This is a genomic window from Streptomyces rubellomurinus, assembly GCF_000961885.1.
Classification (GTDB): Bacteria; Actinomycetota; Actinomycetes; order Streptomycetales; family Streptomycetaceae; genus Kitasatospora; species Kitasatospora rubellomurina.
Window position 1 is genome coordinate 1 of record NZ_JZKH01000092.1, and the last position, 22,140, is coordinate 22,140.

Here is a 22,140-nt window from a genome sequence, read left to right on the forward strand (position 1 = left end):
CCGCCGAGGGCGGCGGTGAGGTCGGGTGGGAGGGGGGCGGCGGGGCCGGGGGCGGGGAGGTCGTAGGTGTGCAGGAAGTCGCCGAGGCCCGGGTCCTTGCCGCCGGCGAGGCGGTAGTGGAGGTAGGCGACGGGGGCGCCGTCCGAGGTGTGGGTGTAGACGGCGCCGACCGGGGTGTAGCTGCGGTCGGCGCCGGGGTGTTGGGCGGGGTGGAGGCCGGCGAGGCGTTCGGCGCGGTCGCGGTCGGTGAGGCGGCCGGGGGTGCCGAGGGTGAGGGCGTTGACGCCGCGGACGGCGAGGGCGGCGAGGACGGCGACGAAGAGGACGAGCCCGACCGCGACGGTGCGGCGCAGCACCGGGCGGCCGTGCAGGACGGGCCAGGAGTCGGTCACCGTGCGCTCGGGCGGGATGCCGTCCATGGTCGTTCGCTCCCCCGTTCGATCGTCCGGACGTCACTGTGCCCGACGAGGGACGGCGGCCGGAAGTTCCTCACCCCAGGTAGGCGGGTGCGACGGCCGCCGTGGTGACGCGCGCGGCGCTGCCGGTGCCGTCCGCGGGGACGGTCCACAGGTCGGCGCCGTAGTCGCCGGGCAGGGCGTAGAGGAGGGTGTGGTCGTCGGACCACAGGGCCTGGTCGTCGATGTTGCGGTGTTCGGCGGTGGCGGTCTCGGTCATGGTGGCGAGGTCGAGGACGTAGAGCCGCCAGGGCGCGTCGGCGGAGAGGCCGGGGACGCGCTTCTTGTAGGCGACGCGGGTGCCGTCCGGGGAGAGGGAGGGGCATTCGACGTTGTCGTGCAGGGTGGTGAGGGTGCGGGCGCCGAGGTCGCCGCGGACGAGGTGGGTCTGCCCGCCGGTGGCGACGGTGGCGTAGAAGGTCGTGTCGTCGGCGAAGGTGACGCCCCAGATGTTGATGTCGTGCGCCTGCAGCGGGTGGCCGTCCTGGAGGACGGTGAAGTCCTCCAGGTTCTCGCGCAGGTTCCAGTCGCGGACGTCGACGACGGAGGTGCGGGTGGAGAAGTTGGTGCCCGCGTAGGAGTCGCCGCTGACGAAGACCGTCCAGGCGGCGAGGTGCCCGGACGGGGAGACCCGGGAGCGGGTGGGGATCCCGGCGGCGGGGAAGGAGCGCCGTTCGCGCAGGTGGTCGTCGAGGACGACGGCCCGGTAGGTGTCCTCCAGGGCGCCGTGGACGGCCTGCAGGCAGATGCCGGTGCCGGCGGCGGCGTGGAAGCGCAGGCACTGGACGCCGGAGGCGGTGCGCGGGCCGTCCGGCCGGTCGGCGGGGACGGTGGTGATCTCGTCCCGCTGCGGGCCCCAGGCCATGTTGCGGAAGAGCAGTTGCCGCCCGCCTCCGCCGTCGGTGAGCGTGACCCGGCCGGAGTGGACGGCGGGCCCGCCGGGCTGGGCCCGGTCGCGTTCGGCGGTGCGGTCGGCGGCGTACAGGACAGCTCCGGTGCCGACCGCCCCGAGCAGCAGGACGGCGACCAGCAGCACGATCACCCTGGTCCGGTTCTGGAGGTTCATTCGGCTTCCTCGACAGCGGGGGCGGGGGCGGGGGCGGCGACGGGTTCGGTGGGGCGCAGCACGGCGGCCGCGGCGGCGACGCACAGCGCGAGCGCCCCCGCCGACCAGGCGAGCGCGCCGGTGCCGCCGACCGCGCTCCACAGCGCGCCGAACAGCAGCGAGCAGGCGAACCGGGCGAGCGCCTGCCCGGTGCCGACCAGGGCGAGCCCGGCGCCGCGCTGTTCGGCCGGGACGGTGTCGGCCGCGGCGGCGGCGAGCACGCCGTCGGTGGCGGCGTAGAAGGCGCCGTGCAGGACGAGCACGCACAGCACGACGGGCAGCCCCCGCAGCGGCGAGAGCAGCAGCCCGTACGCGAGCAGCAGGACGCCGTGCCCGGCGAGGAACAGGGTGCGCCGGCCGATCCGGTCGGCGAGCAGGCCGAGCGGGACGGCGAGCAGCAGGAAGGCGGCGGCGGTGCCGAGCGGCAGCAGCGGGAACAGGGTGACGGACAGGCCGAGGCGCTTCTGGATCAGCAGGTAGAGGAAGGAGTCGCTGACGGTGGTGAGGCCGAGCAGCACGGCGCACAGGGTGAGCCGGCGCAGTCCGGGCAGGCGCAGCAGGGTGAGGCTGTCGCGCAGCGTGGGGGCGGGAGTCGACGGGTCGTCACCGCTCGGGCGGTTCGGCACGAACAGCAGCAGGATCAGCACGCCGAGCACCGCGACGCAGGCGCTGACCGTGAACACCGCGTCGTAGCCGTGCCGTTCGCCGCCGTCCGCGAGCAGCGGCCCGCCGGCCAGGCGCAGCACGAGGAAGGCGGTGAGCGGCCCGAGCAGGGCGCCGGCGGTGTCCATGGCCCGGTGGACGCCGAACGCCCGGCCGCGGTGGGCGGGTTCGCAGGCGAGCGAGATCATCGCGTCGCGCGGGGCGGTGCGCAGGCCCTTGCCGGTGCGGTCGACGGCGATGACGGCGCCGATCAGCGGCACGGTGTGGACGATCAGCAGCAGGGGCTTGCAGAGCGCGGAGAGCCCGTAGCCGACCGCGGCGACGGCCTTGTGGCGGGCGGAGCCGTCGCGGCCGCGCCGGTCGGCGAGGTGGCCGCCGACGAGCCGGACGAGGGCGCTGAAGCCGTTCTGCAGGCCGTCGAGGAGGCCGAAGCCGAGCGGGGAGAGGCCGAGCCCGGTGAGCAGGTAGAGCGGCAGGACGGCGGTGACCATCTCGGAGGAGACGTCGGTGACCAGGCTGACGGTGCCCAGGGCGAGCACCGCGCCCGGTACGGCGCGCAGGGCGGCGCCCCGCCGCGCCGGCCCCGTGGTGGGGGTCGGCGCGGCGGGGGCCTTGGTGCTGCGGGAGTCCGCGACGTACACGGGCGTCAGTTCCAGATGCCGGTGATGTCAGTGGCCCCGGCGGACTTGCCGGCGTGGGCGTTGACGCCGGCCAGGTCCTCCAGGGTGTGCAGCACGTCGTAGTGGTTGTAGCGGGTGGCGGTGCTGCTGCCGGGGGCGACGTGGGCGCCGTAGACCAGGGTCGGGATGCGGTTGCCGGACAGCTTGTTGTCCTCGTCGAAGGTCATGACGAGCAGGCTGTTGTTGGCCTTGGCCCACTGCGCGTAGGCGTCGAGGTTGTTCTGGATCCAGCTGTCGCCGGTGCCGACCGAACAGTCGTGCATGTCGCTGCACAGGTTCGGGATGACGAAGGAGACCTTCGGCAGGGTGCTGAAGTCGGTCGGGAAGGCGTCCATGCCGACCGCGCTGTCGGTGGGGACGTTGCCGAAGCCGAACCACGGGTTGTGCTTCTGCGCGTAGTCGCCGACGCGGCAGTCGGTGGCGCCCACGCCGGGGATGTCCTCGTTGTAGCTGCCCCAGGTCTGGCCGGAGGCGATCAGCTCGGAGGCCAGGTTCGGGCCCTGGAAGGCGCCCGGGTCCACGCAGCTGTCGTCGGTGACGCCCTGGGCGCTGCCGGAGAACAGCATGTAGTAGTTGGGCTGGCTGGGGTGGGTGAGCGCGTAGGACTGGCTGAGCGTGGCGCCGCCGGCCACCAGGGTGCCGTTGATGTACGGGGCGTTGGAGCTGCCGATCACCTGGTTGTAGGCGTGGTTCTCCATCACCACGACGACCACGTGGTCGGGGCTGGGGAGGCCGGCGGCGGCCGTGGTGTCGGCGGCGGCGGTGCCACCGGCGGCCCAGAGGCCGAGCGAGCCGGCCACCAGGCCGAGGCCGGCGGCGAGCGCGGTGACCGGGCGGAGCTTGCGCGAGGTGCGGGGGCGTGCGAAGGCCATGGGGTCCTCCGGTGTCGGGGGCTACGAGCGGAGCCGGACGGGCTCCGGGCTGGAGCGCCGAACACAGTAGGAGGGACGGGGTGTCGTGTACCCCACAAGAAAGGTAAAGAACAGACGAACAGCTCCAGTGTCCGCGGCGGCGGACGTCACACGCATCCCGATTGACCCGCCCGTCCGTGCGTGGTGGGATCGCGTGGGCCCGAGCGGGGCCGAGCGCGAAGGGGTGGGCACGGATGATCGGGATCGTCTCCCTCGGCGGGAGCTGCCGCCCGCTCGCCGAGGAACTGCACGCCGCCTGGCCGGAGAGCAGCGAAGTCCGGCACGCCTCGAACGGCAACTGCTTCCAGGCCCCGGACGTGGTCGACTACGCGGTCGGCCGGTACGAGCGGGCGGTCGTCGTTGGGCCGGTCGGGTACATCGTCCGGTCGCTGGCCCTCCGGGGCCGGCTGCCGGACGGCGTCGAGCTGCTCTGCGTGGACCCGCACGGCCGCTGGGTGGTCCAGCTGGCCGGCGGGGAGCGGGGCCGGGAGCTGGCCCGGGAGGTGCAGGCCGTCCTCGGCACCACACCCGTGCTCGACGAGGCGCCGCCGCGCCCGGAGGGCCCCCTCGACGCCCTCACCCCGCACGCCGTCCGCTACCACCGCGCGGGCTCCGCCGCGACCGTCCGGGCGGCCGAGGACGGCGACCCGGTGCGCCTGGTCGCCGACGTGCCGTACCCGCTGCCCGCGCTGCCGCCGCACATCCGCCCGGACGCTCCCGAGGACGCCCCGGCGCTGCGGATCACCGACCGGGAGGACCCGGGCGGCAGCGACCTGCTGGTCGTCCCCCGCACCCTGGTCGTCGGCATCGGCGCGAGCGGCGGCGCCGAGCCGGAGGAGGCGATGCGGCTGCTGATGACGGTGCTGAAGGAGACCGGCTACCTGCGCACCGCGATCGGCCGGCTGGCCACCGTCGAGGGCAAGGCCGACCACCCGGCGGTGGCCTGGGTCTCGCGCTGCCTGAACCTGCCGGTGGACGAGCACCCGGCGCCGGAGCTGGCGCGGCTCGCCGTACCGAACCCGTCCGCGGCGGTCGGGACGGCCGTCGGCACCGCGAGCGTCGCCGAGGCGGCCGCGCTGGCGAGCGCGGACGGCGGCGAACTCGTCGTCCCCAAGCGGAAGTCGGCGGCGGCGACGGTCGCGATCGCCCGGGCGGCGGTGCGCGGACGGCTGGCGCTGGTCGGCCTCGGGCCCGGCGAGCCGGACCTGCTGGTGCCGCGCGCGCTGGCCGAACTGCGCCGCGCCTCCGCCGTGGTGGGCCGCCCGGCGGCCGTCGAGGCGGTGGCCGGGCTGCTGCGGCCGGGCACCCGGCTGATCCCGGTGGCCGCCGGAGCGGCACCGGACGCCGGAGCGGCACCGGACGCCGACCTGCCCCGGGACGCCGCCGGGCGCCCGCTCGACCACCTGGCCGCCGCCGCCCACCTGGCCGCGCACGGGCACGCCGTCGCGCTGGTCGCCCTCGGCGACGGCGCCGACCTCACCGTGCCGCCCGGCCGGTACGACCTGCACCGCGTCCCCGGACTTCCCTCGTGAGGAGCCACCGCATGACCGCCCCCGAACCCGACCTGCGCCACCACGGCGACGCCGAGGTCCGCGCCGACGGGCTCGGCCTGGTCGACCTCGCCGTCAACGTCCGCACCGGCACGCCCCCCGGCTGGCTGCGCGACCGCCTCGCCGCCACCCTCGGCGACCTCGCCGCCTACCCCGACCAGGGCGCCGCCCGCGCCGCCGTGGCCGCCCGGCACGGCCGGCCGGTCGACGAGGTGCTGCTCACCTCGGGCGCGGCGGAGGCCTTCGTGCTGCTCGCCCGCTTTCTGACGCCACGTCACATCGTGGTCGTGCACCCGCAGTTCACCGAACCGGAGGCCGCGCTGCGGGACGCCGGGCACCGGGTGCACCGGGTGCTGCTCACCCCCGAGGACGGCTTCCGGCTCGGCGCCGTCCCCGAGGAGGCGGACCTGGTGGTGCTCGGCAACCCGACCAACCCGACCTCCGTGCTGCACCCCGCCGCCGCCGTCGCCGCCCTCGCCCGGCCCGGGCGCACCCTGGTGGTGGACGAGGCGTTCATGGACACCGTGCCGGGCGAACGCGAGTCGCTGGCCGCCGTCCGCGACCTGCCCGGCCGGGTCGTGGTGCTGCGCAGCCTCACCAAGACCTGGGGCCTGGCCGGCCTGCGGATCGGCTACGTGCTCGGCCCGGCCCCACTGCTCGCCGAGCTCGGCGCCGCCCAGCCGCTGTGGCCGGTGTCCACCCCGGCGCTGGCCGCCGCCGAGGCGTGCAGCACCCCGGCGGCACTGGCCGAGGCCGAACGGGCGGCGGCCGAACTGGCGCTGTGGCGCTCCTACTTGCTGAAGGGGCTGGCGGCCTTCCCCACCGTGCGGGTGTACGGCGAGCCGGCCGCCTCCTTCGTCCTGGTCCGGCTGCCGGGCGCGGCGGCCGTCCGGGAACGGCTGCGCGGGCACGGCTTCGCCGTCCGGCGCGGGGACACCTTCCCGGGGCTGGGCGAGGAGTGGCTGCGGATCGCCGTCCGGGACGAGGCCACCACCGACCGCTTCCTGGACGCCCTGGCCGCCGTGCTCGGTTGAACCGGACCGCGCCCGGTTGAACCCGACTGCCGCCGCGCTCAGTTGAGCCTGAGCTCGTCCCCCACCTCGATCCGCCCGGGCACCAGCACCTGCGCGTACACGCCCGCGCAGGGCAGCGCCGGCATCCCCTCCAGCGGCACCAGCCGGTTCCGTTCGGCGGGGGTGCGCAGCGCCTCCGGGCGGCGCGGCAGCGGGCCGTGCCGCAGGGTGGGGACGGCGCAGCGCGGGGTGGGCACCAGGACGCGCAGCCGCAGCGTCGGGCCGATCGCCAACTCCCGTCCCACCCAGGCGTTCTCGACGAAGCCCTCGCCCTCGGTGCGGATCACCAGGTTCGGCCGGTAGCGCTCGGCCTCGACCCCGACCGCGTCCAGCGTCGAGCTGGTGATCAGGTGCAGCGGGGCGAAGTCGAAGAATCCGCCGTCCGGCGCGGCGCGCCCCAACTCGTTGACGGTGAAGTCGACTTCGGCCTCTATGCCGTGCGCCAGCACCTGCTCGGGCACGGCCCGTTCGACGGCGGCGCCGGGCGGCCGCTCGGCGATCAGCGTCACCTTCCGGCCGAGCGCCTCGGACAGCTCCGCCTCGTCGACGGCCCGCCCGTCCGGCCCGGCGATAGCCACATCGCCGCCATCGGCCGTGCTCGCGGCGTACCCGAGCAGACCCGCCCACAGCCGCGGGTGCTTGGCGCTGGCGACCTTGCCGGTGGCGACGTCGAGCAGCGCCCGCGCCCGGTCGCCGGCCAGGCCGCGCCCGTCCGCCTCGGCCCGCGAAAGCTCCTCCCCCAGCAGCGACTTCACCGGGTAGCGGCGCAGCCGCTCCACCGTACCGACGCGCATCAGTCCTCCTCCTCCGCCCACTCGCGCAGCGCCGCGAAGTGCAGCTCCTCCAGGCCCGTCCGCGGGTCGACCCACAGCGGCAGCGCCGGGCCGGGGTGGTGGGCCGCGATCCACTCGATGTCCTGCGGCCCGAGCTCGTCGTCGAGCCAGACGAAGGGGCGCCCGCCGGCCCAGGCGACCACGTCCCGGGTCTTCCAGTGCAGCCCGTCCGGGTCCTCGCCGAACAGGTCCGACCACGCGATGTACGGGAGCTCGGGCAGGCCTATGCGCGGGCCGATGAAGGTGTTCGCCTCGTCCATCCAGGTGGTCGCCCACGCCAACTCGTACGGCAGCGAAAGCAGTTCGGGGCCGTGCGCGGGGTTCAGCCAGACCCGCAGCGGCTTCACCTTCGAGCGCGGCGTGGGCGCGTTGCGGGCGACCCAGGACTCGGGCAGCAGGTGGTGCGTCCCGTAACCCTCGGGTCGGCGGGTCGCGGGCGCGGCGTAGGGGTTGAGCGGGCCGTCCACGTCGATCAGCAGCAGCGGCGGCGTCACGCGGCGGCTCCCGCGGCGGCCGCCCAGTCGCGCAGGACCGCGAAGTCCTCGGCGCGCAGGCCGAACCGGGGGTTGACGTGCAGGGTGAGCGCCGGGGCGGGGTGGTGGGCCGCGATCCACTCGGCGTCCTGCGGGCCGAGTTCGTCGTCCACCCAGACGAAGGGGCGCCCGGCGGCCCAGGCGACCACGTCCCGGGTCTTCCAGTGCAGCCCGTCCGGGTCCTCGCCGAACAGGTCCGACCACGCGATGTACGGGAGCTCGGGCAGCCCGAGGCGCGGGCCGACGAGGGTGTTGGCCTCGGCCATCCACGTGGTCGCCCAGGCCAGTTCGTACGGCAGCGCCAGCAACTCCCGCCCGTGCGCGGGGTTCAGCCACACCTTGAGCGGCTTCACCTCGCCCGGCGCGAGCCGGGCCTGCCGCTCCGCCCACCAGTGGGGGGTCAGGCGGTGGGCCTGGTAGCCCCTGGGCCCGCGCAGCCCGGGTGCGGCGAAGGGGTTGAGCGGTCCGTCCACGTCGAGGAGGAGCAACGGTTGCGGCGTCATCCCTGAATTCTCGGGCGGCGGTACCGGATTGACCAGTGATTTGCGGCCGTCCCCGCGGGGGAGCAGCGCCACGGAACGCCGAAGGCCCTTCCCGGTGGGGCGGGAAGGGCCTGGGCACGTGCACCCGGGGGGGCGGATCAGACCTGGCCGGCCTTCTCCAGCGCCTCGCAGCAGGTGTTGATCAGGAGGCGGGTGACGACGTAGGGGTCGACGTTGGCGTTCGGGCGACGGTCCTCGATGTAGCCCTTCTTCTCCACCTCGACCTGCCACGGGATGCGGACCGAGGCGCCGCGGTCGGAGACGCCGTAGCTGTAGACGTTCCACGGGGCGGTCTCGTGCTTGCCGGTCAGGCGGGACTGGATGTCGTCACCGTACTGGTTGACGTGCTCCAGCACCTTCTCCTGGGAGGCGCCGAGCGACTCGCAGGCGGTGATGATGGCGTCGTAGCCCTCGCGCATCGCCTTGGTGGAGAAGTTGGTGTGGGCGCCCGCGCCGTTCCAGTCGCCCCGGGCCGGCTTGGCGTCCAGGGTGGCGTCGATGCCGAACTCCTCGGCGGTGCGGTACAGCAGGTAGCGGGCGATCCACAGGTCGTCGGAGACGGTCAGCGCGTCGACCGGGCCGATCTGGAACTCCCACTGGCCGGGCATGACCTCGGCGTTGATGCCGCAGATCGCCAGGCCGGCGTCCAGGCAGCGGTCCAGGTGCAGCTCGACGATCTCGCGGCCGAAGACCTCCTCGGCGCCGACGCCGCAGTAGTAGCCGCCCTGCGGGGCCGGGTAGCCGCCCTCCGGGAAGCCGAGCGGGCGGGAGCCCTTGAAGAAGGTGTACTCCTGCTCGATGCCGAAGATCGACTCCTGGGCGGTGTACTTGCTCTCGACCTCGCGCAGCAGGGCGCGGGTGTTGGACTCGTGCGGGGTACCGTTCGTCTCCAGGACCTCGCAGAGGACCAGGATGTTGTCACCGCCGCGGATCGGGTCCTTGACGACCTTCACCGGCTCCAGCACGCGGTCCGAGGCGTGGCCCTCGGCCTGGTTGGTCGACGAGCCGTCGAAGCCCCAGGTGGGGATCTTGTCGGCGTTCGGCAGGACGCGAGTCTTGGAACGGAGCTTCGCGGTCGGCTTGGTGCCGTCGATCCAGATGTACTCGGCCTTGATTGCCACGGCTTGTCCCTCGCATTGCTGGGTGGTGGGTGCCCGCGTAGCGTCGCAAGCCGCCGTTTCCCGGTTGTTCCTCTCGTGTAACGCGCATGTGAACCAACCGTCCGCGTCGGCACGGTCACGGTGCGGGAGTGCCGGGCGCGGCACTCCCGCCGCGACGGGTGCCGCCAGGGCGCCGACGGGTGCCGTCAGTGGCGCCGGGCGTGCGCCGCGTGACGCCGCCGGGTGGCCCACAGCGCGGCCGCCCCGCCCGCGACGAGGGCGGCGGCCCCGGCGGCCAGCGGGCCGGTGGCGTCGCTGCCGCCGGTGCTGGCCAGCCGCTCCTTCTCGGCCGCGGCCCGCGGCACGGCGGCCCGCGAGGTGGTGGTGTCGGCGACCGGCTGGGCGGCGGGCGCGCTGGTCGGCACGGCCGTGGCGGGCGCGGAGCCCGATGCGGCCGCGGTGGGCTTCTCGCAGCTCACCGAGGCGACGGTGACCGTCCCGGTGACCTTGGCGACGTTCAGGTTGAGCGGGTTCACCTCCACGTGCACCTCCAGCGCGGAGGCGGCGGCGGTGGTCGTGGTGGTGGCCTTCTTGGAGAACTCCACCGAGACGCTGCCGACCGCCGGCACGTCCACCTTGGTCGGCCCGTACAGGCCGAGGGTGACGGGCTTGCCGAGCACGGTCAGCTTGGCGGGCGCGACGACGTTCGCGGTCGGCGCCCCGTCGACCGGGCAGGTGACCTCGGCGCTCATCGCCTCCAGGCCGAGCAGCGCGGTGGCGGTGAGGCCGGGGGCGTTCACGTCGGCGTTGACCAGCTTGACGGAGGCGGCGGCGCCCTTGTCGTCGGCGCGGGTGACGGACTTGCCGATGTCGGCCTTGACCAGGGTGACCGGGCGCTGCCCGTCGACGCCGTCCACCGCCGCGGTGAGCACGGAGCCGTCGCGCTCGGCCGGGGACTCGACCTTGTTCAGCGCGATGTTCACCGGGACGTCCACCGCGCTGTTCAGCAGCTTGACGTCCAGGGCGAGCTCGGCGGTGACGGCGCGGGCCTTGCCCGGCGAGGCGGGCGCCGCGGCCGGAGCGGCCGGAGCGGCCTGGACGGGCGGGGCGCTGAGCAGTGCGCACACCACCGTGGCTGCAGCGGCGGAAACGATTCGGCGCGAAGACCGAGACGAAGACGAGGACGAAAACGACAGGGACGACAGGGACGGCGAAGACATGGCGGTACCCCCACACACACGGCTGAAACGATGAGCCGCCAGTCTTCTCAAACGATCCGTCACATGAGTCACACAGAACGTCATTTCACCCGTTGGAGTGAGATTGACGTTCCGCCCTGACCCACGTCTGCTACGGCAGCCGCCAGTCCACCGGCTGCGCCCCCTGCCGCACCAGCAGCTCGTTCGCCCGGCTGAACGGCCGCGAGCCGAAGAAGCCGCGGTCCGCCGACATCGGGCTCGGGTGCACCGACTCGACGGTCGGGACGTTGCCCAGCAGCGGGCGCAGGTTGCGGGCGTCGCTCCCCCACAGGATCGCCACCAGCGGGCCGCCGCGCGCCACCAGCGCCCGGATCGCCTGCTCGGTGACCGCCTCCCAGCCCTTGCCCTTGTGCCCGCCGGGCTTGCGCGGCTGGGTGGTCAGCGCCCGGTTGAGCAGCAGCACGCCCTGCTGCGACCAGGGCGTGAGGTCGCCGTTGGCGGGCTGCGGCAGCCCGAGGTCGGTGCCGTACTCGCGGAAGATGTTGACCAGGCTCGGCGGGATCGGCCGCACCTCGGGCGCCACCGAGAAGCTGAGCCCCACCGCGTGGCCGGGCGTCGGGTACGGGTCCTGCCCGACGATCAGGACGCGGACGTCGGCGATCGGCTGCTGGAAGGCCCGCAGGATGTTCGGACCGGACGGCAGGTAGGTGCGGCCGGCGGCCACCTCGGCGCGCAGGAAGTCACCCATCGCGGCGATCCGCCCGGCGACGGGCTCCAGGGCGGTGGCCCAACCGGGCTCGACGATCTCGTTCAGTGGACGCGGTGCCATGGTCGTCACCCTATCGGCCCAGACCGACAGCCCGTCACCTCGGATGATCATGCTTCCGGGGCGCGCTCGCCGCGCCCCGCCTCACCCCACCACGCGCCCCCGCAGCACCACCAGCGCCGGGTCGGCCAGCACCCGGACGTCCGCCCGCGGGTCCTCGGCGTACACCACGAAGTCCGCCGGCGCACCCTCCTCCAGGCCCGGCCGCCCGAGCCACGCCCGGGCGCCCCAACTCGCCGCCGACAGCGCCTCGGCCGGGCTCAGCCCGGCCTTCACCAGCTCCGCCACCTCGTCCGCGACCAGCCCGTGCGCGAGCGAGCCGCCCGCGTCGGTGCCGACGAAGATCGGGATGCCCGCGTCGTGCGCGGCGCCCACCGTGTCGTAGCGGCGCTCGTGCAGCCGCCGCATGTGCGCCGACCAGGCCGGGAACTTGGCCTCGCCGCCGGCCGCGAGCGAGGGGAAGGTGGCGATGTTGACCAGCGTCGGGACGATGGCGACGCCGCGCTCGGCGAAGGCCGGGATCAGCTCCTCGGTCAGCCCGGTGGCGTGCTCCACGCAGTCGATGCCGGCCGCCAGCAGGTCCGGCAGCGACTCGGCGGCGAAGCAGTGCGCGGTGACCCGCGCGCCCTCCTCGTGCGCCGCCGCGATCGCCTCGGCCAGCGCGTCGCCGGGCCAGCAGGCGGCGAGGTCGCCGCGCTCGCGGTCGATCCAGTCGCCGACCAGCTTCACCCAGCCGTCCCCGCGCCGGGCCTCGGCCCGGACGTACGCGGCCAGGTCGCCGGGCTCGATCTCGTGGGCGTAGTTGCGGATGTAGCGGCGGGTGCGGGCGATGTGCCGCCCGGCCCGGATGATCCGGGGCAGGTCCTCGCGCTCGTCGATCCAGCGGGTGTCGGCCGCCGAGCCGGCGTCGCGGATCAGCAGGGTGCCGGCGTCGCGGTCGGTGAGCGCCTGCTTCTCGCTGGTGGCGGCGTCGACGGCGCCGTGCGCGTCCAGGCCGACGTGGCAGTGCGCGTCCACCAGGCCTGGCAGCACCCAGCCGGTGACCGTCCGGACGTCACCGGCGGTCGGCGGGCGGGTGAAGCTCACCCGGCCGTCCACCACCCAGAGTTCGTCCCGGACGTCCTGCGGACCGACCAGCACCCGACCCCGCACGTGCAGCACCGCGCCATCGCTCATGCCCGCACTCTAGCGGCGGACGGGTTCCCTGTAAGCAGCGTCCATGCGGCAGACTCGTTGCGGTACCCACCACCCCCTGCGGCGAAAGGCCAGACGTGAGCCCGTACCTCGACCTCCCCCCGCTCAGCGCCGCCGAGTTCGCGGCGATCGAGGACCAGGTGGCCGCGCTGCTGCACACCGAGGCCGACGTGATCGTCACCCAGGGCGAGGCGCTGCTGCCGCTGGAGGCCGCGATCCGCGGCGCCGCGCACCCGGGCTCCACCGCGCTGAACATCGTCACCGGCCCCTACGGGCAGACCTTCGGCAACTGGCTGCGCTCCTGCGGCGCGCACGTCGTCGACCTCGCCGCCCCCTTCGACGGCGCGGTGAGCGCCGCGCAGGTCGCCGAGGCGCTGGAGGCGAACCCGGGCATCGACTTCGTCTCGCTGGTGCACGCCGAGGCCGCCACCGGCAACACCAACCCGGTCGCCGGGATCGGCGCCGTGGTGCGCGAGCACGGCGCCCTGCTGATGCTCGACGCGGTCGCCTCCGTCGCCGCCGAGCCGCTGCTCACCGACGCGTGGGGCGTCGACCTGTGCGTGATCGGCGGCCAGAAGGCGATGGGCGGCCCGGCCGGGGTCTCGGCCGTGTCGGTGTCCGAGCGCGCCTGGGAGCGGATCGCCGCCAACCCGGCCGCCCCGCGCCGCTCCTACCTGTCGCTGCTCGACTGGAAGGAGCGCTGGACGGACGCCGGCCGCACCGTCCTCCCGCACGCCCCGGCCCAGTTGGAGATGCTCGCGCTCGGCGCCTGCCTGGACCGGATCGCCGCGGACGGCCTGTCGGCCGTGATCGCCCGCCACCGCGCCGCCTCCGCCGCCACCCGGGCCGGCGTCCGCGCCCTCGGCACGCTCAGCCCCTTCGTCCACGAGGACGCGCACGCCGCGCCGGTCGCCACCACCCTGCGCACCCCGGACGGCGTGGACGCCACCGCGCTCGCGGCCCGGCTCGACCCGGCCCTGCCCGTCCAGCCCGGCGGCGGCGCGCTGGCCGGCTCGATGCTGCGGGTCAATCACTACGGCCCGGCGGCCTCCCTGGAGACCGTCCGCGCCTGCCTGGACGCCCTCGCGGCCGCCACCGGCGCCGACCCCGCGCCGGCCCTCACCGCCGCCGACGCCGCCTGGGGCGCGGCCGTCTAGACAGCGGAACGGCCCCCGAGTCACCTCGGGGGCCGCTCTCGCGGGGTGTTCAGTGCCCGCCCGCGTCCAGCACCTCGACGCCGCGGATGTTCCGCTCGATCTCCTCCGCCGGCAGCGCGACCGCCAGCGCCCAGTAGTAGATCACCAGCGCGAACACCACCACGACGCCGATGTCCCACCACAGCGGCAGGTTCCCCTGGGCGCCCACGCCGAAGGTGCCCTGCCAGGAGACGATCCCCATCCCGACCAGGTAGACCGGCAGCCACTGCCCGGCCTTGAAGTCCATCCGCGGCGCGTTCGGCACGCCCTTCGAGGCCGCGTACATCGAGTACCCGCCGAGCAGCACGTACCCGATCAGGATCGCCAGGCCGAGCCGCCACAGGGTGTCCCAGCCGGACCAGTAGATGACCAGGCTGGCCACCGCGAAGGCCAGCGGCGAGATGATCGTGCCGCCGGGCAGGTGGTACGAGCGCTCCATCCCCGGCAGCCGCTTGCGCAGCACCCCGAAGGCCAGCGGCGCGCCCGCGTACATCAGCACCACCGCCGAGGTGATGAAGCCGACCAGGCGCTGCCAGCTCGGGAACGGCAGGAAGCAGAGCACCCCGGCGATCCAGGCGATCAGCAGGCCCAGCCACGGCACCGAGCGCTTGTCGGTGTACTGCAGGGCCTGCGGCGCGTAGCCGTTGCGGCTCAGCCCGTACGTGACCCGGGAGCTGGAGGTGATGTAGACCAGGCCGGTGCCGGCCGGCGAGATCACCGCGTCGATGAACAGGATGGTGGCGAGCCAGCCGAGCCCGATCAGGGTGGCGAGGCCGGCGAACGGCCCGCTGATGCCCGGGTAGTCGAGCTTGCCCCAGCCCGCCGCGAAGGTGTCCGGCGGCAGGGCCCCGATGAACACCACCTGGAGCATGACGTAGACGATCGTGCCGATGACGACCGACCCGAGCACGGCCCGGGGGATGTCCCGGCGGGGGTTGCGGCTCTCCCCCGCCCACTGGATCGCCTGCTCGAAGCCGAGCAGCGCGAAGATCACGCCGCTGGTGCTGATCGCCGCCAGCACGCCCTTGGCGCCGTCCGGCGCGAAGCCCCGCAGGTGGAAGTTGGAGCCGTGGAACTCGGTGAGCCCGAGGGCGAAGATGGCCAGGATCGGGACGAGGACCTTCCACACGGTGGCCACGCTGTTGGTGTGCGCGAGCAGCCGCACGCCCAGGAAGTTGACCGCGACGAAGAGGCCGAGCAGCACGGCCGCGATCACGAAGCCGGTGCCCGTCAGCGTCAGGTCCTTGTTCAGGAAGCCGTCCGCCCAGGTCCAGTGCCGGGCGTAGTTGATCATCGCCTGGACCTCGATCGGGGCGATGGTCGCCGCCTGCAGCCAGGTGAACCAGCCGAACGACATGCCGGCGAACCCGCCGAAGGCGTAGTGCGGGTACCGGGCCGTCCCGCCGGCCACCGGGAACAGGCCGCCCAGTTCGGCGTGGATCAGCGCCAGCAGGATGATCGCCACCGCGCCGATGCCCCAGGACAGCAGCGCGGCCGGCCCCGCGGCCACGGCCGCCTTCTGCGCCCCGAACAGCCATCCGGAGCCGATGATCGCCCCGACCGAGGCCCAGAGCAGCCCGGCGAGCCCCACCTCCCGCTTCAGCCCGGTGTGCCCCGAACCCGGCGGGCTCGTGGTCGTGGAATGCGCCATGGCGGGACCGCCTCTCACCTCGGGGAATCCCCCCGACAGTGCCGCAGCCCGCGCGCCGCCCCCGCGCCGAAACGCGCTGCGCCCGCCTCCGCTCACCCGAACGGCGGGCACGCGGCAGAGGAGGGCGCGGCTCGGCTCAGGACGGGACTTCGGCCTGCCGGCGGAAGTCCCGGGCGTGGGCGGCGACGGCGTCGACGTCCTCGGCGGTCTCGCTGTACATGCCCCACATGCTGCCGTCCGCCCAGTCGCAGACGGCGATGGCGTGCCCCTCGGCGTCGGCGCGGCCGCACTTCATGACGCCGCCCCGGTCGCCGGGGTCGACCTCGTGCAGGTCCGCGATCTCCTCGCCGTTGGAGCGCTGGCGGGAGAGCAGGTCGTCGAGTTCGGAGGAGGGCAGGAAGATGTGCCGCTCGCTGACGGTGAGGAAGACCATCCGCTGCTGGTCCCCGGCGAGGTAGGTGGTGGCCGAGACGCCGGACTCGGAGCCGACGCGGCTCTGCTTGGCCTTCGAGGCCTCGGGGACGAGCGGCAGCCCGTCGAAGGTCTTCGGCGGGTCGTACCGGTACGCGCCGAGGTCGGCGAAGTTGTCGGCGAAGGCCACGCCGAAGGCCGCCGCGCCGAGGACGGCGACGGCGGTGACGGTGAGCCACAGCCTGCGGCGGGAGCGCGGCGGCGGGGCGACGGGCGTGACGTCCACCAGGACGTCCTCGGGCTGATCGAGTTCTGGCACGCGCAGATCAGAGCAGGTCTGGACCAGTCTGCGCAATGCTTTTCGGCCACCGGCCCCGGCACAGTTCCCCCAGCGTTCACCTCGCCGGCACGCAGAACTCACCGCCGCCCGGCAGGCTCCCGCCCAAGGGGGTCGAGTTGGCTATACAACTCCCCCAGGGACCCCCGTCCAGGAGGAGAACCGCCATGACCGAGCCGTCCCCGTACTGGCTGCGCGACAACTGCCCGTGCGGCGAATGCCGCGATCCGCGCAACGGCCAGAAGCTGTTCCAGATCGCCGACCTGCCGGACGACCTCACCCTCGCGGCGCAGTGCGAGCTGGACGGCAACCTGGAGGTGCTCTGGTCGGACGGGCACCGCTCCCGCTACCCGCTGGCCTGGCTGCACGAGGAGCCCGAGGGCGACGGGCGGACGGAGGAGGGCAAGCGGCTCTGGGCGGCGGCGGACTTCGCGCGCGGCCTGCCCGAGGCCGACTGGGCGGCGTACCTGGCCGACCCGGCCGAGCGGGCCGCGGTGCTGGCCGCCGTGCGCCGCAGCGGCTTCGCCGTGCTGCGCGGGGTGCCGGCGGTGGAGCGGCAGGTCCTGGCGGTGGCCGAGAGCTTCGGGTACGTCCGGGTCACCAACTACGGCGAGCTGTTCGACGTCCGGGTCGAGCCGGACCCCAACAACCTGGCCTTCACCAGCGCCGCCATCGCCCCGCACACCGACAACCCCTACCGCGACCCGGTGCCCACCCTGCAGCTGCTGCACTGCCTGGAGAACTCCGCCACCGGCGGCGACTCCGGCCTGGTGGACGGCTTCCGGGCGGCCGCGATCCTGCGCGAGGAGGCCCCCGAGGCCTTCGCGCTGCTCACCCGCACGCCCGTCCCCTTCGTCTTCCGCGACCGCCGCACGGAACTGCGGGCCGAGCGGCCGCTGATCGACGTCGACGGGCTCGGCCGGATCCGCGAAGTCCGGTTCAACAACCGCTCGTTCGGCACGCTCCGGGGCGAGGGCCGGGACGCCTTCTACGCCGCGTACCGCCGCTTCGCCGCGATCACCCTGCGCCCCGAACTGCAGCTGACCTTCCGGCTCGACCCGGGCGACTGCCTGGTCTTCGACAACACCCGCCTGCTGCACGCCCGCACGGCCTTCGAGCAGGACGGCCGCCGGCACCTCCAGGGCTGCTACGCCGACCTCGACGCGCTCGGCTCCACCCTCGCCGTGCTGCACCGCGGCACCGCCGCGCTGGACGAGCTCGCCGAACTGTTCGCGGGCGAGGGCGCCGGGGAGTACCTGGGCGAGGAGGTGACCATGGCCGAGCACATGCTGCAGGCCGCCGCGGCCGCCGAACGGGCCGGCGCCGCACCGCACCTGGTCGCCGCCGCGCTGCTGCACGACCTCGGCCACCTCGTCGACGAGCACGGCCGGGAGGCCGTCAGCGGCCGCGACCTGATGCGGGGGCAGGACAACCGGCACAGCGACACCGGCGCCGCCCGGCTGGCGCAGTGGTTCGGCCCGGAGGTCACCGAGCCGGTCCGGCTGCACGTCGCCGCCAAGCGCTACCTGTGCGCCGTCGAACCGGGCTACCGCGAGAAGCTCTCCGAGGCGTCCGAGTACACCCTCACCGTCCAGGGCGGCCCGATGAGCGAGCGGCAGGCCGCCGAGTTCGCCGAACTCCCGGGCGCCGCCGACGCGGTGGCCGTGCGCCGCTGGGACGAGCAGGCCAAGACGGCCGGCGCCGAGGTGCCCGGCTTCGAGCACTACCGGCCGCTGCTCGCCGCCCTGATGCGCTGACGGGCCCGGGGGCGGGGGCGGTCAGTCCCCGTCCCGGGCGTGCCGCGAGAGCGCCGACGTGGCCAGCGAGTTGTGCACGCTGAACGCCACCGTCCCGGGCAGGTAGCGGTCCTGGGACCACTCCACCGGGGTGCCGGTCGGGTCCGTGGTGCGCCGCCGCTCGCGCAGCAGCGGGCCGCCCCGGCGGCAGCCGAGCAGCCGGGCGTCGACGGCGTTGGCCGTCACCACGTCGATGGTGTGGTCGGCGTCGGTGAACAGGATGCCGTGCTCGCGCAGCACCTCGGTGTGCGAGACCACGTCGGTCGGCAGCTCGGCGACGATCTCGCCGACCCGCGGCGGGTAGATGGTGCGCTCGACCATCACCGGCGTCCCGGACAGCGTGCGCAGCCGCACCGTCACGTACACCTCGGCGCCCGGCTCCAGCCGCAGCTGCTCGCACTCGGCCGCGTCGGCCGGGCGGCGGACCAGCGAGTCGAGGATGCCGCCGGGCTCCTCGCCCATCGAGTACGCCCAGTGCGTGAAGCTCAGCAGCTCGGAGAAGCTCTGCACCCGGGCCCCGCCGAGCACCACCCGCCGGGTGCCGCGCCGCGACGTGACCAGCCCGTCCGAGCGCAGCACCGCGAGGGCCTGACGGACCGTGCCGCGCGAGACGCCGTACTTCTCGGCCAGCGCGCCCTCGGCGGGCAGCCGGCCGGCCTCCCCGTACGCCCCGGTGGTGATGGCCTCGCGCAGGTCGGCGGCGACCTTCCGGTACAGGGCGGCGCCGCGCTCCGCGGCCGGGGCCGGGCGCCCGGGCTCAAGTGCCACGTCAGTCAATGTCCCTCCTGGGGCGGTGTCCTGCGCAGCCGTACCGGCGCGGACAGCCCGACCTTATCCCGCTGCGCGATTCGAGCATCGCACCGAACGGATCGCGCTCGGATGGCTGGATTCCACCGTTCCCGCAGCCGACCCCGGCGCTGAGCCGTCCGTTCACCTTCCCGTCACCGGACTCCGGGTTACTTACCCCCGTCAGCGAAGTTGGCTAGTCAACTCGGACGACTCCGAACTCACCTCGGACCGCACCCGGACCGCCGCTCGCCGGATCCCCCGATCCCGACGCCCTCCCTTGCTGCAGAACCCAGCAAAGCCCCCTTCTCAGGAGACTGACCCGTGACCGTGCACCGCGCCCGCACCGCCGCCATCGCGGCTGTACTGACCGCCGCCGCACTCTCGCTCACCGCCTGCGGTTCCGCCGGCTCCTCGTCCACCAAGGCCGGCTCCAACGACGTGTCGGGCGGCGGCAAGAGCGCCAAGACCGCCACCTCCGCCGCCGACCTCGGCGGCATGGACGCCCTGGTCGCCGCCGCCAAGAAGGAGGGCAAGCTCCACGTCATCACGCTGCCCCGCGACTGGGCGAACTACGGCAAGCTGATGGACGACTTCAAGGCCAAGTACGGCATCGAGATCGAGGACGAGAACCCGGACGGCTCCAGCCAGGACGAGATCAACGCCGTCACCTCCCGCAAGGGCCAGGACCGCGCCCCCGACGTGGTCGACCTGGGTGCCGCGTTCGCCACCTCCGGCGCCAAGCAGGGCCTGTTCGCCCCGTACAAGGTCGCCGACTTCGACAAGATCCCGGCCACCATGAAGGACGCCGACGGTCTGCGCTACAACGACTACGGCGGCTACATCTCGATCGCCTGCGACGCCAAGAAGGTCGGCACCTGCCCGAAGACCTTCGCCGACCTGCTGAAGCCCGAGTACAAGGGCATGGTCGCGCTCAACGGCAACCCGACCAAGGCGAACGCCGCGTACAGCGCCGTCATGGCAGCCGCCCTCGCCAACGGCGGCTCGCTGGACAACATCCAGCCCGGCATCGACTTCTTCGGCAAGCTGAAGCAGGCCGGCAACTTCAACCCGGTCGAGGTCACCCCGGCGACCATCGAGAAGGGCGAGACCCCGATCACCATCGACTGGTCCTACCTGAACGCCGGCTACGCCGTGAAGTTCAAGGACAAGGGCATCGACTGGCAGGTCAGCATCCCGTCCGACGGCAGCTACGCCAACTTCTACAACCAGGCCATCAACAAGGACGCGCCGCACCCGGCCGCCGCCCGCCTGTGGGAGGAGTACCTCTACAGCGCGGAGGGCCAGAACGGCTTCCTGGGCGGCTACGCCACCCCGGCCCTGTTCGACGCCATGAAGGCCGCCGGCACCCTGGACGCGGCCGCCGCCGCCAAGCTCCCGCCGGTCGAGAAGCCCTTCACCACCTTCCCGACCGACGACCAGACCACGGCGGCCAAGAAGGTCGTCACCGAGAACTGGGCCAAGGCGATCGCGGGCTGACCTGAGATGACCACGGCTCCCACCCCGGTGCCGGCCAACGCCTCCGCCGCCCAGCGCGGCGGGGGCGTCCCCGGCTCCGTCTCCCCCGCCCCGGCCTCGGCCCGCACCGCCAAGGCCCCCCGCCCCGGCCGCCGCCGGGCCGGCGGCAGCCGCGCCTGGCTCGCCGCCCTCCCCCTGCTGCTGTTCTTCGTGATCGGCTTCGGCCTGCCCGCCGTCGCGATCGCCATCGGCGCGTTCACCACCTCCACCGACGCCCCGGACGGCGGCGGCACCTTCACCACCGACAACCTCACCAACTCCCTCCAGGGCGCCTACTGGACGGCCCTGTGGGGCAGCGTGAAGCTGTCGCTGCTGACCGCGCTGATCGCCACCGTGGTCGGCCTGCCGCTGGCCCAGGCGGTGGCGACCTCCCGCTTCCGGATGTTCCGCGAGGCCGTGATGTCCGCCTCCGGCGTGCTCGCCAACTTCGGCGGCGTACCGCTGGCGTTCATGTTCGTCGCCACCCTCGGCAACGCCGGCGAGGTCACCACCTCGCTCGGCCTGACCAAGCACGGCTGGAGCCTCTACACCTTCTCCGGCCTGTCGGTGGTCTACCTCTACTTCCTGGTCCCGCTGATGGTCATCACCATCACCCCGGCCCTGGAGGGCCTGAAGACCCAGTGGCGCGAGGCCGCCGCCAACAACGGCGCCACCTCGGTGCAGTACTGGCGGCACGTGGCGCTGCCCGTCCTGCTGCCCTCGCTGCTCGGCGGCTTCGTGCTGCTGTTCGGCGCCTCCTTCGCCGCGTACGCCACCGCCGAGGCCATGGTGGGCAGTTCGGTGCCGCTGATCTCGATGCAGATCGGCGACGCGCTGTCCGGCAACGTCCTGGTCGGCCAGGGCAACCTCGCCCTCGCCCTCGGCCTCGACATGATCGTGGTCGCCTGCCTGGTGATGGCCCTGTACCTGCCCCTTCAGCGCCGGAGTGCCAAGTGGCTCGCCTGATCAATCGCATCCGCTTCGGCCGCGGCCTGGTCCTGCTGGTCTGCGGGATCTACTTCGCGGTGCCGATGGCCGCCTCGCTGTGGTTCAGCATCGACGACAACAAGGGCGGGACCACCTTCCGCGCCTACACCGAGCTGCTGAACGCGCCCGGCTTCAGCGACAGCCTGGTGCTCAGCCTCGAACTCGCCGCCGTCACCGTGGCCGTGCTGCTGCTCCTGCTCGTGCCGGCGGTGCTCGCCGCCCGGCTCGGCGCGCCGAAGCTGCGCCCGGTGATCGAGGTGATGTGCTCGATGCCGCTGGTCGTCCCCGTCGTCGCGCTCACCACCGGCATCATCGGCGTGCTGCGCTGGGGCCCCGACTACCTGCAGGACACGCCGTTCTTCCAGACCATCGTGGCGATCCAGGACCCGGACTTCCCGATCGTGCTGGTCATCGCGTACGTGCTGATGGCGCTGCCGTTCGCCTACCGGGCGATCGACTCCGGCCTGCGCGGCGTGGACGTGGTCACCCTGGTCGAGGCCGCCCGCAACTGCGGCGCCGGCTGGCTGCGCGCCGTCTTCACCGTCGTCCTGCCGAACCTGCGCAGCGCGCTGCTGAACGCGGCCGTGCTCACCGTCGCCCTGGTGCTCGGCGAGTTCACCACCGCCTCCATCCTCGGCTTCGCCCCCTTCTCGGTGTGGATCAACACCAACGGCAAGAGCGACGGCCAGATGTCCGTCGCGGTCTCGATGCTCAGCCTGCTGATCGTCTGGCTCGTCCTGCTGCTGATGTCCGCCGCCGGCCGCGGCCGCAGGACCGCCCGGTCCTGAACCGCC

21 protein-coding genes are annotated in these 22,140 nt (G+C 73.9%); 7 read left to right on the forward strand and 14 right to left on the reverse strand.

Annotation, left to right across the window (positions count from 1 at the left end; translation table 11 throughout):
- From VM95_RS31175 to VM95_RS31190, 4 genes are all read right to left on the reverse strand, one after another.
- Positions 1 to 419, reverse strand: a 419-nt coding sequence (locus tag VM95_RS31175) for a hypothetical protein (protein WP_045703157.1), incomplete at its 3' end; no start/stop codon positions are given.
- A gap of 70 nt (positions 420 to 489) precedes the next feature.
- The gene (locus VM95_RS31180) at positions 490 to 1,521 is read right to left on the reverse strand and encodes a hypothetical protein (RefSeq protein WP_045703158.1); all 1,032 of its coding nucleotides are present in this window, start codon (positions 1,519 to 1,521) and stop codon (positions 490 to 492) included.
- Complete coding sequence (locus tag VM95_RS31185) at positions 1,518 to 2,864, reverse strand: MFS transporter (RefSeq protein WP_045703159.1); 1,347 nt, start codon at positions 2,862 to 2,864, stop codon at positions 1,518 to 1,520. Before VM95_RS31185 ends, VM95_RS31180 begins: the two co-directional genes overlap by 4 nt.
- 5 nt (positions 2,865 to 2,869) lie before the next feature.
- Positions 2,870 to 3,775: an alkaline phosphatase family protein gene (locus VM95_RS31190; RefSeq protein WP_045703161.1), complete on the reverse strand. Its 906-nt coding sequence runs from the start codon at positions 3,773 to 3,775 to the stop codon at positions 2,870 to 2,872.
- 233 nt (positions 3,776 to 4,008) lie between these two features.
- Between VM95_RS31190 and VM95_RS31195 the strand changes: the two genes are divergently transcribed.
- A complete protein-coding gene (locus VM95_RS31195) occupies positions 4,009 to 5,346 on the forward strand; it encodes a cobalamin biosynthesis protein (protein WP_052707685.1) in 1,338 nt (445 codons plus the stop codon).
- An 11-nt stretch (positions 5,347 to 5,357) separates the two neighbouring features.
- Positions 5,358 to 6,398, forward strand: a complete 1,041-nt coding sequence (cobC, locus tag VM95_RS31200; RefSeq protein ID WP_045703163.1) for an Rv2231c family histidinol phosphate aminotransferase CobC — start codon at positions 5,358 to 5,360, stop codon at positions 6,396 to 6,398.
- Between the two features lie 38 nt (positions 6,399 to 6,436).
- Here cobC and VM95_RS31205 read toward each other — a convergent pair whose 3' ends face one another.
- The 7 genes from VM95_RS31205 to VM95_RS31235 all read right to left on the reverse strand — a co-directional run bounded on the left by VM95_RS31205 (position 6,437) and on the right by VM95_RS31235 (position 12,646).
- Positions 6,437 to 7,231 (reverse strand): MOSC domain-containing protein, encoded by a 795-nt coding sequence (locus VM95_RS31205; RefSeq protein ID WP_045703166.1) that lies wholly within the window; start codon positions 7,229 to 7,231, stop codon positions 6,437 to 6,439.
- Positions 7,231 to 7,764 carry a hypothetical protein gene (locus tag VM95_RS31210; RefSeq protein WP_045703168.1) on the reverse strand — a complete coding sequence of 178 codons (534 nt, stop codon included), beginning with the start codon at positions 7,762 to 7,764 and terminating at the stop codon, positions 7,231 to 7,233. The genes VM95_RS31205 and VM95_RS31210 overlap by 1 nt, the downstream gene beginning before the upstream one ends.
- Positions 7,761 to 8,306, reverse strand: coding sequence for a hypothetical protein (locus VM95_RS31215; RefSeq protein ID WP_045703170.1), 546 nt, complete (start codon positions 8,304 to 8,306; stop codon positions 7,761 to 7,763). Before VM95_RS31215 ends, VM95_RS31210 begins: the two co-directional genes overlap by 4 nt.
- Before the next feature lie 137 nt (positions 8,307 to 8,443).
- Positions 8,444 to 9,466, reverse strand: a complete 1,023-nt coding sequence (glnII, locus tag VM95_RS31220) for a glutamine synthetase GlnII (RefSeq protein WP_045703171.1) — start codon at positions 9,464 to 9,466, stop codon at positions 8,444 to 8,446.
- Between the two features lie 185 nt (positions 9,467 to 9,651).
- Positions 9,652 to 10,749 (reverse strand): SCO1860 family LAETG-anchored protein, encoded by a 1,098-nt coding sequence (locus tag VM95_RS31225; RefSeq protein WP_341846039.1) that lies wholly within the window; start codon positions 10,747 to 10,749, stop codon positions 9,652 to 9,654.
- A gap of 46 nt (positions 10,750 to 10,795) precedes the next feature.
- A complete protein-coding gene (locus tag VM95_RS31230) occupies positions 10,796 to 11,473 on the reverse strand; it encodes a uracil-DNA glycosylase (protein WP_045703173.1) in 678 nt (225 codons plus the stop codon).
- Between the two features lie 81 nt (positions 11,474 to 11,554).
- Complete coding sequence (locus VM95_RS31235; protein ID WP_045710493.1) at positions 11,555 to 12,646, reverse strand: amidohydrolase family protein; 1,092 nt, start codon at positions 12,644 to 12,646, stop codon at positions 11,555 to 11,557.
- A gap of 95 nt (positions 12,647 to 12,741) precedes the next feature.
- Between VM95_RS31235 and VM95_RS31240 the strand changes: the two genes are divergently transcribed.
- The gene (locus tag VM95_RS31240; protein ID WP_045703178.1) at positions 12,742 to 13,821 is read left to right on the forward strand and encodes a pyridoxal-phosphate-dependent aminotransferase family protein; all 1,080 of its coding nucleotides are present in this window, start codon (positions 12,742 to 12,744) and stop codon (positions 13,819 to 13,821) included.
- Between the two features lie 49 nt (positions 13,822 to 13,870).
- Here the strand turns inward: VM95_RS31240 and VM95_RS31245 are convergent, their stop codons facing one another.
- Both VM95_RS31245 and VM95_RS31250 read right to left on the reverse strand, forming a co-directional pair.
- Complete coding sequence (locus VM95_RS31245; protein ID WP_045703181.1) at positions 13,871 to 15,511, reverse strand: APC family permease; 1,641 nt, start codon at positions 15,509 to 15,511, stop codon at positions 13,871 to 13,873.
- Between the two features lie 136 nt (positions 15,512 to 15,647).
- Positions 15,648 to 16,241: a hypothetical protein gene (locus VM95_RS31250; RefSeq protein WP_157882249.1), complete on the reverse strand. Its 594-nt coding sequence runs from the start codon at positions 16,239 to 16,241 to the stop codon at positions 15,648 to 15,650.
- 185 nt (positions 16,242 to 16,426) lie between these two features.
- On the opposite strand from VM95_RS31250, the gene tmpA reads away from it, so the two are divergent.
- Entirely contained in the window at positions 16,427 to 18,016 is a 1,590-nt protein-coding gene (tmpA, locus tag VM95_RS31255) for a 2-trimethylaminoethylphosphonate dioxygenase (RefSeq protein WP_045703185.1), read from the forward strand.
- Between the two features lie 21 nt (positions 18,017 to 18,037).
- On the opposite strand, the gene VM95_RS31260 is transcribed toward tmpA, so the two are convergent.
- The gene (locus tag VM95_RS31260; protein ID WP_045703188.1) at positions 18,038 to 18,823 is read right to left on the reverse strand and encodes a GntR family transcriptional regulator; all 786 of its coding nucleotides are present in this window, start codon (positions 18,821 to 18,823) and stop codon (positions 18,038 to 18,040) included.
- Between the two features lie 342 nt (positions 18,824 to 19,165).
- Here VM95_RS31260 and VM95_RS31265 point away from each other — a divergent pair, with 342 nt between their 5' ends.
- From VM95_RS31265 to VM95_RS31275, 3 genes are read left to right on the forward strand one after another with little or no spacing between them, the layout of a single operon-like run.
- Positions 19,166 to 20,341 (forward strand): ABC transporter substrate-binding protein, encoded by a 1,176-nt coding sequence (locus tag VM95_RS31265; RefSeq protein ID WP_045703190.1) that lies wholly within the window; start codon positions 19,166 to 19,168, stop codon positions 20,339 to 20,341.
- A 6-nt stretch (positions 20,342 to 20,347) separates the two neighbouring features.
- A complete protein-coding gene (locus tag VM95_RS31270; RefSeq protein WP_078860818.1) occupies positions 20,348 to 21,325 on the forward strand; it encodes an ABC transporter permease in 978 nt (325 codons plus the stop codon).
- Positions 21,325 to 22,134, forward strand: a complete 810-nt coding sequence (locus VM95_RS31275) for an ABC transporter permease (RefSeq protein ID WP_045703214.1) — start codon at positions 21,325 to 21,327, stop codon at positions 22,132 to 22,134. The genes VM95_RS31270 and VM95_RS31275 overlap by 1 nt, the downstream gene beginning before the upstream one ends.
- Positions 22,135 to 22,140: the final 6 nt, after the last annotated feature.